This window comes from Arthrobacter sp. UYP4 (genome assembly GCF_057291175.1).
Genome location: NZ_JBXAVU010000004.1, coordinates 42,770 through 57,415 on the forward strand (window position 1 = coordinate 42,770; position 14,646 = coordinate 57,415).

Below are 14,646 nucleotides of genomic sequence, written 5' to 3' on the forward strand. Positions count from 1 at the left end.
GACCAGCTGACTGCGTGGGTTGCAGCCGAGCAGGATCGCGACGACGCTCCCACCGATGAGCAACTGACTCCAGCCGACATCGCAGCGCTGTCCACACGACGATTGCGGATCCTGCTGAACCAGGCGTACGCACTGATGGACGCTGATCACCCGCCATATGGAGCACATGACCGGTACCAGATGCTCATCGACGAGCTCGAGCGGCGGGTCGAGGCCGCCGTGGGTCGGGCGCCTGCATCTGCGTGTGGCTCATGGCCCCCCTGTTCATCCGTCATCAGGGCGTCCAGTTGCTGCCGCAGCTACTGACTGAAGCACTCCACAGCACTCCACAGCACTCCTGAAGGCCTCCCCTTGCACGCACCCTCCCTCACGGCTTCACCTCAGCTGTCATGATCGGCGCGGCACGTCTGGCGTTCGTCGCGGAGACGGCCAGGGTCGACATACCAGGGCGCACTGTCGCGCAGCCGGCAATGACAAGGACGCGGACGGCGGGTTCTGCGGCCGTCGCTGAGGGCGCTTGAGGCATCGTGGAGATGGGCTTCGGTGCGATTGCCGTAGCATTCGATGAGCGCTTGAGGTGGCCACTGGTTCAGCAGCGAGCCTTTTCTACCGACCGATACGTGGATGAGGAATTGATGCCGGACGAGAACGAACTGGCCCGTGAGGCCGAGCGGGACACCATCACCGCTCAGCTGCAGAACATGGTGCTCGAGAGCGATGACGTCCAGGAGTTCCTGACCGGGCTCGTCAGTGTCGCTGCGGAGGCTTTCACAGGGCGCTACGGGGACATTTTCTGCGGGATCACGCTTTTGCAGCCCCGATCCATGACCACCGTGGCCAGCAGCAGTGCCAGGGCCCAGCAGGTTGATGAGGTGCAGTACGGATTCGACGACGGACCGTGTCTGCGTGCAGCCCGTGAGGGCGTGACGGTCCACATTCCGGATTTTCTCACCGAGACCCGGTTCCCGGAGTACCGCGAAGCGATCGCAGCGCACGGGCTGCGATCAGCACTCGGGATACCGATACGTCTGGATGAGGGTGCGAGCGCCGGCCTGGACTTCTACTCCACGGAACCCGGAACCTTCGATGACAAGGGCATTCGTGTCGCCGAGGGTTTCGCCCGGGATGTGTCCCAGTCCCTGCGTCTGGCGGTGCGGGTCGCGAAGCTCACGGATGCGGCAGCGAACATGCGGGTGGCCATGGAGTCCCGGACCAGTATCGACATGGCTATCGGGGCGATCATGGCTCAGAACCGGTGCGGACAGAAAGAAGCGACCGCGATCCTGCGCCGCGCTTCCTCGAACCGGAACGTGAAGCTCCGCGACCTGTCCGTCGACATCCTCGCCTCGCTCGGACAGCACGAACCCGTCACCACGCACTTCGAGTCCTGATCCTGGCCTGCACCTCCCGGCGGGCCGCTCGACAGATGCCCGACGCACCTGCCACGGAAGGGCCCAGAGGCAAGGCGGCAGGGGTATGGACGATGTGAGATCCGTGTTGCGTGGTGGTCAGGCGTTGATCTCGTCTTCGACGAGGCGGGCGATCCTGCGCAGGAACCGCCCGTCCTGCGCCGAGAAGCTACGGGGGTGCTGATCGATGACGCACAGGGTCCCGACGGTCCATCCGCCCGGACCGCGCAGCGGGTAGCCGGCGTAGAAGCGGATGAACGGCTCCCCGACCACCAGGGGATTCGCGCTGAATCGGCCGTCCTCGAGCGCGTCCGGGACGATCAGCGGTCCCGCATTACGGATGGTCGCATTGCAGAACGTGATCTCCCTCGGCAGGTTCTGCTCGATGGGTCCGAGGACAGACTTCAGGAACATCCTGTGATCATCGATCAGGGCCACGATGGAGGAGCTGACCTGGAAATAATCCCTGGCCTGCTGCGTGTACCGGTCGAAGCGCGCCTCCCCTGGTGAGTCCAACAGGTCCGTCCGGGTGACGGCGTCGAGGCGTTCCTGCTCGGCTTCCTCCGCCGTGAACAGGAACGCACCCAGGGCGCCCAGGGACCGCTTGGAGTCCCCGGATGTTTCGGCAGGTTCGTCCTCCTCGCTGCGGGGAACACGGATGTCCACCGGCGTGTGTTCGAGGAGCTCGTTCATGGCATCGGCGAGAATGTTCCGCTCACTTCCATGCAGGACGAGCAGTCCGCCGAGGTAGGCCTGGACCTCGAACTGGGAGACGCTGCCGCCCAGGGCGTAGTACTTCACCCACAGCTCACTCACCGTGCAATGCGATCTCGCCAGGGCGAGCGTCGTCAGCCTGATCTGTATCTGGCCGTTCATTGGACCTCCGAGCCCGACCGTCCCCACTACCGAGTCCCACATGCTGCATCCGAGGCAGTGGCCCGATCACATCGATAAAAGCCCCGGCCGATCATCAGCCTACTTACCTATTCCACCGTAGTGCACACTTTGCTCCTCGCCGGACTGCTCGTCCTTTTTTGCGCCTCTATGCCACGTGATGCGCCATCGCCCGCACTATCGATTACCGGCCCCCGCCCGAAATGCCCATGATCCTGGCCTGCGCCATATCGACGGTTGTCGATGTACGAGTATGCTGGCTGGCATGACGGCGATTTCCGAGCCCCGAACCATTGCTTCGACCAAGGACTTCGCGACCATCGAGATGGTTGATGCGGGCCCGTGCTGCGTACCGTCCGGGGCGCCCGCGATGAGCGTGGAGCGGGCTGAAGCATTGTCCAGGCAGTTCAAGGCGATCGCCGATCCGAATCGGTTGCGTCTGGTCTCCCTGATTTACTCCAGCGCGGAGAACGAGGCGTGCGTGTGTGATCTCACCGAGCCGCTGGACCTTGGGCAGCCGACGGTGTCGCATCATCTGAAGATCCTCGTTGACGCCGGGATCCTGCACCGCGAGAAGCGCGGCGTGTGGGCGTATTTCTCGATCGTGCCCGGCGCTCTGGACGCCCTCGCCGGCGTCCTCACCGAACCCGAGTAACACCCCAGCCTCCCGAATCTTGCTTGGCCCCTGCTTTCCTCCTTACCGACCAGAAGTGAGTATTCCTGTGAGTTTCAAGGCTGATAAGCCCTCTGTCCTGTTCGTGTGTGTGAAGAACGGGGGGAAGTCCCAGATGGCCGCCGGTTTGATGGACAAGGTCGCAGGAGACTCCGTGACCACCGCCTCTGCCGGGTCGAAGCCCGGATCCTCCGTCAATGCCCTGTCTGCCGAGGTCCTGGCGGAGGTCGGGGTCGACATCAGTCAGAAAGTGCCCCGCCAGATCACCGTCGAAGACCAGCAGCAGGCGGACCTCGTGGTCATCCTCGGCGCCGAGGCGCAGGTCGACGAGGTCGAAGGCACTCTGTACGAGCGGTGGGAGACCGACGAACCCAGCGAACGCGGCATCGACGGGATCGAGCGGATGCGCCTGGTCCGCGACGACATCCTCGACCGCGTCACCGCCCTCCACGCAACCCTCACCACTCGCTGACCCCAGCACCAGGGCTTCTCACCCGGGCGACAACGGTCATGTTCTCTTGCCGGCGCCCGGTGTTCGCTTCCGAGCCCGTTACAACCTCACCTCACACCCACAGGTGAGTTCGTCGGTGCGTCTTTTCCTGCCCTCCTGCTAGGAGCCCTGCTGCTATGACTGCCATGACCGTGGTCGCCGTCCTGATCTTCCTCGCCACCCTGACCCTGGTCATCTGGCAACCCAAAGGCCTCGGCATCGGCTGGTCCGCCCTCGGCGGCGCGGTCCTCGCGCTTCTGACCACGGTGGTGAGCCTGTCGGACATCCCGGTCGTGTGGGACATCGTCTGGAACGCGACCTTCGCGTTCGTCGCGATCGTGATCATCTCCCTCATCCTCGACGAATCCGGGTTCTTCACATGGGCGGCCCTGCACGTCGCCCGCTGGGGCAGAGGCAACGGGCGTCTGCTCTTCACCCTCATCGTCCTGCTCGGTGCCGCGATCGCGGCCGTGTTCGCGAACGACGGAGCGGCGCTGATCCTCACGCCGATCGTCATCCAGATGCTCCTGGCCCTGAAATTCCCCGCGAAGGCGTCCCTCGGATTCGTCATCGCCTGCGGTTTCATCGCCGACGCCGGGAGCCTGCCCCTGGTCGTCTCCAACCTCGTGAACATCGTCACCGCCGACTTCTTCGACATCAGCTTCGCCCGCTACGCCGCGGTCATGGTCCCGGTCGGTATCGTGTCCGTCGCCGCGAGCCTCGGCGTTCTCCTGCTGTTCTTCCGCACGGTGATCCCCCGCACCTACGACATGAGCGCCCTCGAGACACCCGAGTCGGCAATCGCGGACCCCCTGACCTTCAAGACCGGGTGGGTCATTCTCGGAGTCCTGCTCATCGGCTACTTCGCCGCCGAACCACTGCACATCCCACTGTCCGCCGTGGCAGGTGTCGGCGCAGTGGTCCTCATGCTGGTGGCATCCCGCAAACCTGCCTTCCTCTTCCCACGCATGCCCGTCCCGGCGATGCAGGAACCTGTGTCCGAGATCGATGCGGCAGGGCAGGCAGCCGACCTCGACTACGAAACTGTCGGAGCGGCCCACCGCCCCACCGGTGCCACAGCGAACAGTGCCCACCCGGCCTCTGGCACGTTCAGCTCGGACGTGAACGACGATGCGTCCCCCTCCTCAGCTGGTGGCGGTGCGGCTACGCTCCCGAACGGTCGGATCTCCGTTCCGCGGATCCTGCAGGAAGCACCCTGGCAGATCGTCCTGTTCTCCATCGGCATGTACCTCGTCGTCTACGGATTGCGGAACCAGGGCCTCACCGACGAACTCGCCGGCGTGTTCTCGGCCATCAGCAACAACGGCGTGCTCATCACCGCGCTCGGCGTCGGCGTCCTCGTCGCGGTCCTCGCGTCCCTGATGAACAACATGCCCACCGTCCTCATCGCCTCCCTCGCCATCGGGGCCGCGGGATCAACCGGGCTGACGCAGGAGGCGATGATCTACGCCAACGTCATCGGGTCCGACCTCGGCCCCAAGATCACCCCCATCGGCAGCCTCGCCACCCTGCTCTGGCTCCACGTCCTGGACCGCAAGGGCATCCACATCGGCTGGGGCCAGTACTTCCGCACCGGGATCCTCCTGACCATCCCCGTCCTCATCATCACCCTCCTCGCCCTCGCCGGCTGGCTCACCATCATCGGCACCTGAACACCTTCACGCCTCCGGTCGCCGCGCTCCTGAACCTGTGCACCACCGAAGGCGTCTGACGACGCGATGCTCGAAAGAGATCGGCGGACTCACGTTCATACGCCGGCATCCGGATGCGCCGGAAGATCAGCGTGATTCCTCTGCAACCGAGTCAGGAACGGCTTGTTGTCGGCGTGAGTGACGCCGCCGAGAACTCTTGAGAAGCGCCCTACTAGCGACGGGAGGTGGAAAGGCGCACTGCAGTGCGTGTCGAAGTAGATCCTGAGAGAAGGGCCTCTCGCCGTCGTCGTTGGCCTGGCCCCTGTCGTGGTCGCATACTGGCCGCATGATGATGTCGCTCGTGTTCGGTGTGGTGGCCTCCAGCGCGCTGATCATCGGGGCGCTGGTCGGTGTGCGGTTCAACCTGCCCAAGAGGGTGCTGGCAATCCTGCTGTCCTTCGCCGCAGGATCTCTGATCACAGCCCTGGCCTTCGAACTGTTCGAGGACGCCTTCGAACAGGGTGGTATCTGGCGGGCAGCACTGGGCCTGCTTGCAGGCGCTCTCGTCTTCACCGTCCTCAGCGCCCTGCTCGATCGATGGGCCCAAGCCGGCGAGGATCCCGCACCGGCCGCCGAGCACGAAGGCAGCGCGAAACTGGACACCGACGCTGCCGCTTCGGACCATCCCGCGTCCCGGGCCTCAGTACGCGGCGCGGCAGGCCTGGCCCTGCTCGCCGCCGTCACGCTCGACGGGGTCCCGGAGAACGTCGCCCTCGGCGTGGCACTGGGCGGAGGCACCGGAGGCCTTGCCCTGCTGGCTGCGATCTTCGTCTCCAACCTCCCCGAAGCCCTCGTCGGAGCATCATCCATGCGCTCCCAGGGCTCATCGACGTCGAAGATACTCGGCCTATGGGGAGCCTGTGCCGTCCTCCTGGTTGCCGCCGTCCTCATCGGCGCCGGTCCCCTCTCAGGGGCAGACCCGGAAGCCATCTCACTGCCCCTGGCTTTCGCCGCCGGCGCTGTCATCGCGTCCCTGGCCGACACCCTCATGCCCGAAGCCTATGAACACGGGGGACCCGCAGTAGCCATGAGCACCGCCGCCGGTTTCGTCCTCTCCTTCACCCTGTCCCTCATGTAAACGTCCAGGTCGGCATTCCTACGACTAGTTGCTTCGCCCCTGATACCGCTGCGCGCTGGTGCACACTCCAGGCATTCGTTCGAACTCCCTCGCAGCAGGTCGCTGCCCACTTGTGGTCTCGGGTCCGGCGGTGGAAGGTGAAGGTAAGGCGGCTTCCTTTTCCGCCTGTCATCAGGAGGTTCCATGTTCTTCCACGTTCAGCAGCTCATCAACGAGATCATCCCCGACGAGCCGGATCCCGCCGCCGCCAACGCCCTGCAGGAAGGTCTCGGCGGGCAGTTCGGCGAGATGCGCACCATGATGCAGTACCTGTTCCAGAGCATGAACTTCCGTGGCGCAGCCGCCAAGCCCTACCGCGACCTGATCCAGGGCATCGGCACCGAGGAGATCAGCCACGTCGAGCTGATCGGCACCACGATCTCCCGGCTCCTCGACGGCTCCCCCCGCTATCAGGGCAAGCTCGAGGATCCGCTGGACACCCCGGGGGCCGGTGGCGCGATCCCGTTGAACCTGGCCCTGTCCCAGGGCAACATCCACCACTACCTCGTGGGCGCACAGGGTGCACTGCCCGTCGACTCGGCGGGCAATCCCTGGAGCGGCAGCTACGTGTACAACTCGGGCAACCTTCCCCTTGACCTGCTGTACAACCTGATGCTCGAGGCGACCGGCCGGCTGCAGAAGTGCCGCATGTACGAGATGACCGACAACAAGACCGCCCGCTCCACGATCTCCTACCTGATCGTCCGCGACCAGGCCCACGAGAACGGTTACGCGAAGGCCCTCGAGACCCTCGGGGTGAACTGGAAGTCGCTGCTACCGATCCCGAAGACCAACGCCGAGCAGTTCCCCGAGGTCAAGAAGCTCCTCGACCTGGGGTTGCAGAGCAAGCAGTACACCTTCGATCTCAAGGGTCAGTCGGAGGCCGGCAAGATCTACCAGGGGTTGTCCCCGTCGAACGACGGAACGACCCTCGACGCCAGCGAGCAGGCCCCCGAGGGCGTGCCGTCGGAGATCGCCCCCGAGCGGCTGGAGGAGTTCGCCCCCGGACTGGATCCCCAACTGCTCGACCTGATCCAGGCCACGGCCGATATGGAGATGGCCGACATCGACGCGACATTCGGCCCAATGACCACCAAGTAACTGCCAACACTCATCAGAGGGGGTGCCGGCGACAGCTGGCACCCCCTCTCATGTGCACCGTGATTCGAAGTCCTCCCGACGGCCTCTGAGCGCCCTTGAGCTGATGGCTCCACGTCCGACTACGCAACACGCCGTATCCGCAGACAGGGACCCAGACCTCCGTCCTCGGAGCAGACCCGCCGGCATAGCCCGGCTCACTCGACCCGCGCATGGGACCGCAGGATGGCCGGGCCACCAGACGTTCCGGAGTCGGGCGAGATGCGACCTGCATCGAGGGTGATGATGTGGTCGGCCGCGGCAAGGGTGGTCTCGTCGTGGGAGACGCAGACGACGGTTGCCCCGCGACCCCGCTCCGCGACCAGAACCTCTGCCACGAGGGCCCGTGTGGTGGCGTCCAGACCGGTGGTGGGCTCGTCGAGCAGGACGATGTCCGCACGCTGTGCGAGTCCTTGAGCCAGGAAGGCGCGTTGTCGCTGCCCTCCCGACAGCGCATTCAGGGGCCGGCTCTGATAGCCGGCCAGGCCGACGAGGTCGATGCACTCATCGATGATGCGGTGATCCTCGGCGTGCAGGCGTCGCAGCATTCCCGCCGTGGACCAGCGACCCATGGTTACGACGTCGCGAACCGTGAGCGGCATGCGGTCGGAGACTTCGCTGCGCTGGACGACAAGCGCCCTGCGCGCATTCCGGGGTGTCGACACCGTTCCGCGGCGGGGTGCCAGCACCCCGGCAAGCACCGCCAGCAGCGTGGATTTTCCTGAGCCATTGGGTCCAGCGATCGCCGTGACGGCGTCGGGCTGGATCGACAGCGTGATGCCGCGCAGAGCGTCGACTCCGTCGTGATCGAACCACACATCCGTCAGCACGATCGGCCCCGATGAACCCGCCCCCGAGTCCGACGGGGGCGGGCTGGATCTGCTGAAGTGCTGCTGAGGCGGGGAGGAGGCGCGTCGAGCGGAAGGCATCCCACGAAACTAGCATATTGAGAACGAAACTCATTTAAGTCTAGGGTGGCAGGGTGACCCTGTTCCTCGAACCTTTCTCCACGGACTTCATGCTGCGTGCTCTCATCGGCGGTTCGCTGTGCGCCGCCATCTGCGCCGTGGTCGGCACGTGGGTGGTCATCAGGGGCATGGCGTTCCTCGGGGAGGCGATGGCGCACGGAATGCTGCCCGGCGTGGCCCTCGCGACATTGGCGGGTGTCCCGGTCATCCTCGGCGCGGCCTGCAGTGCCGTGGTGATGAGTCTTGGCGTGAGCTTCCTCGCCCGGCGGGGCCGGCTGTCCCATGACACGAGCATCGGTCTCTTCTTCGTCGGCATGCTCGCCGCGGGGGTCATCATCATCTCCCACTCCCGCAGCTTCGCGACCGATGCCACAGCCATCCTGTTCGGCGACGTCCTTGCCATCGGGCCCAGCGAGGTTCAGCTCCTTGCCGGCGCACTGATTCTCACGGTGCTGATCGCCGCAGGTTTCCACCGCTCCTTCGTCGCCCTCGCCTTCGACCGCCGCGTCGCCCACGTCATGGGACTGCGTCCCCGGCCGGCCCAGGTACTCCTCGTCGGACTCGTAACCCTGGCCGTCGTCGCCTCCTACCAGGCGGTGGGCGCCTTGCTGGTCATCGGACTGCTCCTCGCCCCTGCTGTCGCCGCTGCCGCGTGGACCACGCGCATCCCGACGACCATGGGGCTTGCGGCCCTGATCGGGGCGTTCTCGGTCTTCCTCGGGCTCCTGGCTTCGTGGCATCACGGGACGGCCGCCGGCGCTTCGATCGCCCTTGCCGCCATCGCCTGTGCCGCCGTGTCGAGCATCGTCCGCGGCATGACCCGGCGCACCACCTCTTCTGACAGTTCTCCACAGAACGTCGAGCGTCCAGCCGGTTCGGAACCGGAACGTCCATCACAGAAAGCCCTTCGTGCGAACGCCTGAAACTCTTGTGCTCTGCCTCCCTCTGCTCGCCCTGACTCTTGCTTCCTGCTCCACCACCACCCCGTCCGGCCCCTCCGTGGATATCGCCAGTGGCCCTCCGGCCGCCTCCAGTTCGGCCTCGCCCCAGATCGGCGACGGTCACGGAACACTTGAGGGCTCCACGGAAGTCGCTGAACCGCAGCTTCACCTGATGACCCTGGACACCGGTGGACGGATCGTCCTGCTCAACCTCGCCGATGGAACGACCACCACCGTCGGCGACGTCCCCGAGGTCAGCAGCACCTCGACGGACGGGCGGTACCTCTTCGCGTCCTCAGCGACCACGGGAGCCCTGACGATCGTCGACAGCGGCATGTGGACGTGGGATCACGAGGACCATTTCCACTACTACAGCGGCGAACCCAGAACCATCGGCACCGTCGAAGGCGACGGCGAAGCCGTCGTCACCTCCGGCTCATCGGGGACGGGCGTCTACTTCCCCGACAGCGGCAAGGGCACTGTGTTCGACAACGATGCCCTGGCCAGGGGCGAGCTCGATGTCCGCATCGAACTCTCCGGAGAACCACATGCCGGGATGCTCGTCCCGCTCTCGGACCTCACCCTCCTCACCGAACCCGGCAGCACGGGCACCGCCGCGTCCGTGCAGGCATACGGCAAGGACGGTCGACCGATCGACGGCACGTCCGCCAAGTGCGTGGACGCCCAGGGCACCATCGCCACAGCTGTCGGCACTGTCATCGGCTGCGACGACGGCGCCCTCCTGGCAACCCTTGACGGCGATCAGGTCAGCTACGAGCGCATCCCCTACCCGGCCGACATGGACGCGCCCAAGGCCACGGAGTTCCGGGCCCGCGAAGGCCGCCCCACGGTCGCCGCCGTCGCCGGGGACCAGGGCGCCTGGCTGCTGGACACCCGGGAACGCTCATGGCAGTTCGTCCCGACCGAAGTCCCGCTCCTGCAGGTCTCCGCGGTCGACGACCGGGAAGGCCATGTCGTCGCCCTCGCCGCAGACGGCCGCATCCTCGTCCTCACCGCCGAGACCGACGAGGTGATTGCCGCCACCGGACCCCTGCTACCCCAGACCCTGCAGGACCCCGACCTGATGACCGGGGTCGAGTTGACCGTCGACCAGCAGCGCGCATACCTCAATGCCCCGGCCGAACACACCCTGTTCGAGATCGACTTCGCCGACAACGCCCGGATCGCCCGCACGTTCGACACCGACACCGTCCCCGCGCACCTGGTGGAGGTCGGGCGATGACTCGAACACGTAGGTACGTGGCACTGGTCCTGGCCGTGACAACGATGGTCGGGGCTTCCGGGTGCGCCACCGCCGGGAGCACCAAGCCCGTCATCGTGGTCACCACGAACATCCTCGGCGACGTCGTGCAGAACGTCGTCGGCGACGAGGCCGATGTCCGCGTCCTCATGCAACCCAATGCCGACCCGCACTCCTTCGAGATCTCCGCGCAGGACGGGGCGATGATGCGGCAGGCCGATCTCATCGTCACCAACGGGCTCGGCCTCGAAGAGGGGCTCCAGCAGCACATCGACAGCGCCCAGTCCGACGACGTACCCCTCCTCGTCGCCGGTGACGTCATCGAACCCCTCGCCTATGCGGAGGGGGAATCCGAGGGGTCCATGGACCCCCACTTCTGGACCGACCCGACACTCATGATCGAGGTCGTCGACGAACTTCAGGAGCAGACCCTGAGGATCGACGACATCGACCCGGAAGCCGTCGAGTCCTCCACCTCGGCCTACAAGACCGAGCTCACCGATCTCGACCGGACCATGACCGAAGCCTTCGCGGCCATCCCGGTGGAGCGGCGGAACCTCGTCACCAATCACCACGTTTTCGGCTACCTCGCCGAACGGTACGGCTTCCGGCTCATCGGGGCCGTCATCCCGGGAGGCACCACCCTCGCCTCCCCCAGTGCCTCCGATCTCCGCGACCTCGTCGGAGCGATCGAGGAAGCACAGGTGACCACGATCTTCGCCGAGTCCTCCCAACCCGACCGCCTCGTCCAGGTACTCGCCGACGGCGCGAACATCGACGTCGACGTCGTCGAGCTCTTCACCGAATCCCTCACCGACCGGGGCGAGGGCGCAGACACGTACCTGACCATGATGCGCACCAACACCGAACGCATCGCCGCCGGACTCTCTCCTTGAAAGTCCAGAACACAGAAAGAACGATGATGACGACGAACCCGCTCCCGTACCGCCCGAAGCGCCTGGCCCTCGCAGCCACGGTCGCTACCTCCGCCCTCCTGATGACCGGCTGCGGGTCTCCCTCGGAACCGGCGGCAGACACGTCCGCCATGCCGGAGACCACCACCTCAGCCGCTGCAGCCGGCGAGCAGACGCCCCGCGTCGCCCTGACCTACGACGGCGGAATCGTGGTCCTCGACGGCACCACGCTGGAGCTCGAGGGCGACCTGCCCATCGACGGCTTCACGCGCCTGAACCCCGCAGGCGACGGACGCCACGCCCTCGTCACCGTGCCCGAGGGTTTCCAGGTCCTGGACCTCGGCACGTGGACCGACTCCTCCGGCTCACAGCAGGCGGAACCGAAGCTCACGGGCCTCATGTTCGAGGCCGACACCGCCGGCCACGTGGTCCAGCACGGCGACAAGACCATCCTCTACGCCGACGGCACCAGCGACACCACCATCTACACCACCGACGATCTCCTCGAGGACCCCGAAAGCCTCCCGGCGACCGAGGTCATCGAAGGCGAAGAAGCCCACCACGGTGTCTCCATCGTTCTTGACGACGGCACCTTCCTGACCACCGTCGGCAACTCCGAGAGCCGCTCGGGCATCCAGGTTCTGGACGCCGACGGCAACGAGGTCGCCACGAGCGACGAGTGCCCCTCCGTCCACGGGGAGGGCACGGCCATGAACGAGGCCGTCGTGTTCGGCTGCAGCGACGGCGCACTCGTCTACGACAACGGCGAGATCACCAAGATCGACGCGCCGGACGAATTCGGCCGTATGGGCAACGCGTACGTCAGCGAGACCAGCCCCATCATCGCCGGCGACTACAAGGACGACCCCGACCTCGAGGGCTACCTCCTGCACCAGCTCACGCTGATCGACACCGAGACCAAGACCATGAAGGTGATCGACCTGCCCGAGGGCGTCGAGTACACCTTCCGTGACGTGGCCCGCGGACCGAACGACGAGGTCCTGATCCTCGCCTCCGACGGAGCCCTGCACTCGATGGACCCCGAGACCGGTGAGATCACCGACTCCCTGCCGGTCATCGACGCGTGGGAAGGCCCGGTCGAATGGCAGGATCCGCACCCCGCCATCAAGGTCGTCGGCGGCACCGCGTACATCACCGATCCCGCAGCCAAGAAGCTCCACGCCGTCGACATCGCCACCGGTGAGATCACGTCCTCGGACGAGCTCCCCGTCGCTCCGAACGAGATCGCGGCCGTCGAAGGCTGACTTCGACAAGCATGACCGCAGCAGGGGCCGGCACCGTCGGGGAGTGCCGGCCCCTGCTGTTTCATGTGCGGCAGCCGTCACGGTCAGGAGTGGACACCTGGTGGGCCCTTCCAGCCGGTCAGCGAGCTTCTGCCAGGCCTTGTGGGGAGCACAGAGGGTAAGCTGGCTTATAAAGGTGTTCGTCTGGGTCCGGTCCGGGTCCCCAGGAGTGTTTTCAGGAACATGGACATGATCGTTCCCGGTTGAAGCCTGAGCAGGCGATGGTATGACCGCGTACACGCAACAACGGAGCACTCATCTGGCAGTCCATCATGCCGGTCTGACGTCTGCAGATCTATGGGTCCACTACTACGCGATCGGCGGGCAGCTGGAGCTCTTCGAGATGGACGCCTATCTGCACGGCGTGTACGAACTGTCGCAGAGCGAACGGAACACCGTTGCCATGGCTGTGAACGAGCTGATCGATGAGCTCCCCCAACGCCCCAGAGCCGAGTTCGCGCGACTTCCTCTCCTCGACTGACGAGGTACCGGGGTACCCGCGCGGCTCACGGCCACCTCCCTCCGCGTCGCCGCTTAGGTCGACATAGCAGCCCCCCACGGATGAGGTCAGACGCTTGGACGCCGATGGATCTGATCCGGCGCCGGGATGACGAGGGTGAGGCAGGGAGGCCGCAGCAGGACCGCGTGGGTGACAGATCCGAGTCCCATCCCTGCTCTCGCACCCTTCCCGTGCCGCCCGATGACGAGCAATGAGGCATCCCGGCTGTGTCGAGCCAGCGCACGGGCAGGAGCATGCACCGTATCGACGATCCAACTCACCATCAGGGCCGGGTACGCGGTCCGAAGTGCGCTCAGAATCGCCGACGTACTCACTGTCCGCGCCTCCGTGACCGGTGAGGACGGCCGGACGGCCTCCACAACTCTCAGAGGTGTCCGCATCCGGTTGGCTTCGAAAGCTGCCCGTCTCAACGCTTCGTAGGACTCCGCGGACCCGTCGACACCCGTGACGACGTGTCCTGCCCCCGTCCCGTTCTGACCACCACCTCGATGACCGAGCGGGACGATGAGCACGGGAGCCGCGGACCCGAGCGCGACCTCGATCGCCACGGATCCCTGGAAGACGCCTGTGCGGGTGTTCATCCTGTCCGCTCCGACGACGAGCAGAGAAGCTCCGGCGGACAGGCCGAGCAAAGCATGGACGACATCTCCGCAATGCAGGTACGTACTCGTCCTGAGTCCCGGTGATCGCGCCTCCAGGCGCAGCGACTCGGCCCGCAGCAGAGCTCTGCCCCGTTCGACGACAGGCCCGTATCGGGTGCCGGGCGGCATCAGATCCGCACTCGGAACAGCGTGAACGAGCATCAACGCACGATCGGTGTCACGCGCACGACGCGCAGCCCATTCGAGGGCAGGATTCACTGAGGTAGCCTCGCGTACTGCAACCAGTAGCGGACGAGGTTCGTGCGCGGCCGTGGGATCGGAGTGTGGTTCGGCAACTGTCAGCATGGAGACGTCCGAAGGACGGACCCGCGCGCATGGGTGAGCAGTCGTCCTGATCCTGGTGCGATCGTGCGTCGGATGCGCTCGACGGCGCGTGGAGTCCCCGAGGATGGACGGGTTTCCTGCTTCCGGGCGGTCGCCGACCCGGAACTGTCCTCGTCGGCTGGGGTCGAGGCCGGCCCCCGTCCCGCCGTGCGGAAGGCACGAACGTCCGTGACCGTGGGCTGCCGGGCTGCGTGGCGAGTGAAGATGCGCATCAGCTTCTCGTCTCCTTCGTCCTCTGGGGCGACCGCGATGATCGGGCTCTGTGGTCCTGGCTGAGATCCCTCAGGTGCGGGAGCTCGGCCAGGGCCCTCCTGGAATCG

The 14,646-nt window shown here is 65.9% G+C and carries 14 protein-coding genes; 11 read left to right on the plus strand and 3 right to left on the minus strand.

Going from position 1 to position 14,646, the window contains the following annotated elements; translation table 11 throughout:
- Positions 1 to 620 precede the first annotated feature (620 nt).
- Positions 621 to 1,391 (plus strand): GAF and ANTAR domain-containing protein, encoded by a 771-nt coding sequence (locus AC0Z9V_RS14180; protein ID WP_485141902.1) that lies wholly within the window; start codon positions 621 to 623, stop codon positions 1,389 to 1,391.
- Positions 1,392 to 1,508: 117 nt separating this feature from the next.
- On the opposite strand, the gene AC0Z9V_RS14185 is transcribed toward AC0Z9V_RS14180, so the two are convergent.
- A complete protein-coding gene (locus AC0Z9V_RS14185; protein ID WP_485141903.1) occupies positions 1,509 to 2,285 on the minus strand; it encodes a GAF domain-containing protein in 777 nt (258 codons plus the stop codon).
- Between the two features lie 283 nt (positions 2,286 to 2,568).
- On the opposite strand from AC0Z9V_RS14185, the gene AC0Z9V_RS14190 reads away from it, so the two are divergent.
- The 5 genes from AC0Z9V_RS14190 to AC0Z9V_RS14210 all read left to right on the plus strand — a co-directional run bounded on the left by AC0Z9V_RS14190 (position 2,569) and on the right by AC0Z9V_RS14210 (position 7,396).
- A complete protein-coding gene (locus AC0Z9V_RS14190) occupies positions 2,569 to 2,958 on the plus strand; it encodes an ArsR/SmtB family transcription factor (protein WP_459269440.1) in 390 nt (129 codons plus the stop codon).
- A gap of 103 nt (positions 2,959 to 3,061) precedes the next feature.
- Entirely contained in the window at positions 3,062 to 3,448 is a 387-nt protein-coding gene (locus AC0Z9V_RS14195) for an arsenate-mycothiol transferase ArsC (RefSeq protein WP_485142057.1), read from the plus strand.
- A gap of 155 nt (positions 3,449 to 3,603) precedes the next feature.
- Positions 3,604 to 5,139 carry an arsenic transporter gene (locus AC0Z9V_RS14200; RefSeq protein WP_485141904.1) on the plus strand — a complete coding sequence of 512 codons (1,536 nt, stop codon included), beginning with the start codon at positions 3,604 to 3,606 and terminating at the stop codon, positions 5,137 to 5,139.
- 325 nt (positions 5,140 to 5,464) lie between these two features.
- The gene (locus AC0Z9V_RS14205; protein WP_485141905.1) at positions 5,465 to 6,256 is read left to right on the plus strand and encodes a ZIP family metal transporter; all 792 of its coding nucleotides are present in this window, start codon (positions 5,465 to 5,467) and stop codon (positions 6,254 to 6,256) included.
- A gap of 183 nt (positions 6,257 to 6,439) precedes the next feature.
- Positions 6,440 to 7,396 (plus strand): manganese catalase family protein, encoded by a 957-nt coding sequence (locus tag AC0Z9V_RS14210; protein ID WP_133079904.1) that lies wholly within the window; start codon positions 6,440 to 6,442, stop codon positions 7,394 to 7,396.
- Between the two features lie 194 nt (positions 7,397 to 7,590).
- On the opposite strand, the gene aztA is transcribed toward AC0Z9V_RS14210, so the two are convergent.
- Complete coding sequence (aztA, locus tag AC0Z9V_RS14215) at positions 7,591 to 8,262, minus strand: zinc ABC transporter ATP-binding protein AztA (protein WP_485141906.1); 672 nt, start codon at positions 8,260 to 8,262, stop codon at positions 7,591 to 7,593.
- Positions 8,263 to 8,414: 152 nt separating this feature from the next.
- Between aztA and aztB the strand changes: the two genes are divergently transcribed.
- The 5 genes from aztB (at position 8,415) to AC0Z9V_RS14240 (ending at position 13,301) form a co-directional block, all read left to right on the plus strand.
- Positions 8,415 to 9,323, plus strand: coding sequence for a zinc ABC transporter permease AztB (gene aztB, locus AC0Z9V_RS14220; RefSeq protein WP_485141907.1), 909 nt, complete (start codon positions 8,415 to 8,417; stop codon positions 9,321 to 9,323).
- A 190-nt stretch (positions 9,324 to 9,513) separates the two neighbouring features.
- Positions 9,514 to 10,584 carry an ABC transporter gene (locus tag AC0Z9V_RS14225; RefSeq protein ID WP_485141908.1) on the plus strand — a complete coding sequence of 357 codons (1,071 nt, stop codon included), beginning with the start codon at positions 9,514 to 9,516 and terminating at the stop codon, positions 10,582 to 10,584.
- Positions 10,581 to 11,498 carry a zinc ABC transporter substrate-binding protein AztC gene (gene aztC / locus AC0Z9V_RS14230; protein WP_485141909.1) on the plus strand — a complete coding sequence of 306 codons (918 nt, stop codon included), beginning with the start codon at positions 10,581 to 10,583 and terminating at the stop codon, positions 11,496 to 11,498. Before AC0Z9V_RS14225 ends, aztC begins: the two co-directional genes overlap by 4 nt.
- 26 nt (positions 11,499 to 11,524) lie before the next feature.
- Entirely contained in the window at positions 11,525 to 12,781 is a 1,257-nt protein-coding gene (gene aztD, locus AC0Z9V_RS14235; protein ID WP_485141910.1) for a zinc metallochaperone AztD, read from the plus strand.
- 265 nt (positions 12,782 to 13,046) lie between these two features.
- Positions 13,047 to 13,301 carry a hypothetical protein gene (locus tag AC0Z9V_RS14240; RefSeq protein WP_485141911.1) on the plus strand — a complete coding sequence of 85 codons (255 nt, stop codon included), beginning with the start codon at positions 13,047 to 13,049 and terminating at the stop codon, positions 13,299 to 13,301.
- 86 nt (positions 13,302 to 13,387) lie between these two features.
- Here AC0Z9V_RS14240 and AC0Z9V_RS14245 read toward each other — a convergent pair whose 3' ends face one another.
- On the minus strand, positions 13,388 to 14,287 hold the full coding sequence (locus AC0Z9V_RS14245; RefSeq protein WP_485141912.1) for a universal stress protein: 900 nt from the start codon (positions 14,285 to 14,287) through the stop codon (positions 13,388 to 13,390).
- Positions 14,288 to 14,646 lie beyond the last annotated feature (359 nt).

What these genes read in the sequence shown, in the direction of transcription:
- AC0Z9V_RS14190 (WP_459269440.1), top strand. Translation starts at nt 2,569, where the DNA reads ATGACGGCGATTTCCGAGCCCCGAACCATTGCTTCGACCAAGGACTTC.
- aztD (WP_485141910.1), top strand. Translation starts at nt 11,525, where the DNA reads ATGACGACGAACCCGCTCCCGTACCGCCCGAAGCGCCTGGCCCTCGCA.
- AC0Z9V_RS14185 (WP_485141903.1), bottom strand. Translation starts at nt 2,285, where the DNA reads ATGAACGGCCAGATACAGATCAGGCTGACGACGCTCGCCCTGGCGAGA.
- AC0Z9V_RS14225 (WP_485141908.1), top strand. Translation starts at nt 9,514, where the DNA reads ATGACCCTGGACACCGGTGGACGGATCGTCCTGCTCAACCTCGCCGAT.
- aztC (WP_485141909.1), top strand. Translation starts at nt 10,581, where the DNA reads ATGACTCGAACACGTAGGTACGTGGCACTGGTCCTGGCCGTGACAACG.
- AC0Z9V_RS14245 (WP_485141912.1), bottom strand. Translation starts at nt 14,287, where the DNA reads ATGCTGACAGTTGCCGAACCACACTCCGATCCCACGGCCGCGCACGAA.
- AC0Z9V_RS14210 (WP_133079904.1), top strand. Translation starts at nt 6,440, where the DNA reads ATGTTCTTCCACGTTCAGCAGCTCATCAACGAGATCATCCCCGACGAG.
- AC0Z9V_RS14200 (WP_485141904.1), top strand. Translation starts at nt 3,604, where the DNA reads ATGACTGCCATGACCGTGGTCGCCGTCCTGATCTTCCTCGCCACCCTG.
- AC0Z9V_RS14205 (WP_485141905.1), top strand. Translation starts at nt 5,465, where the DNA reads ATGATGATGTCGCTCGTGTTCGGTGTGGTGGCCTCCAGCGCGCTGATC.
- AC0Z9V_RS14240 (WP_485141911.1), top strand. Translation starts at nt 13,047, where the DNA reads ATGACCGCGTACACGCAACAACGGAGCACTCATCTGGCAGTCCATCAT.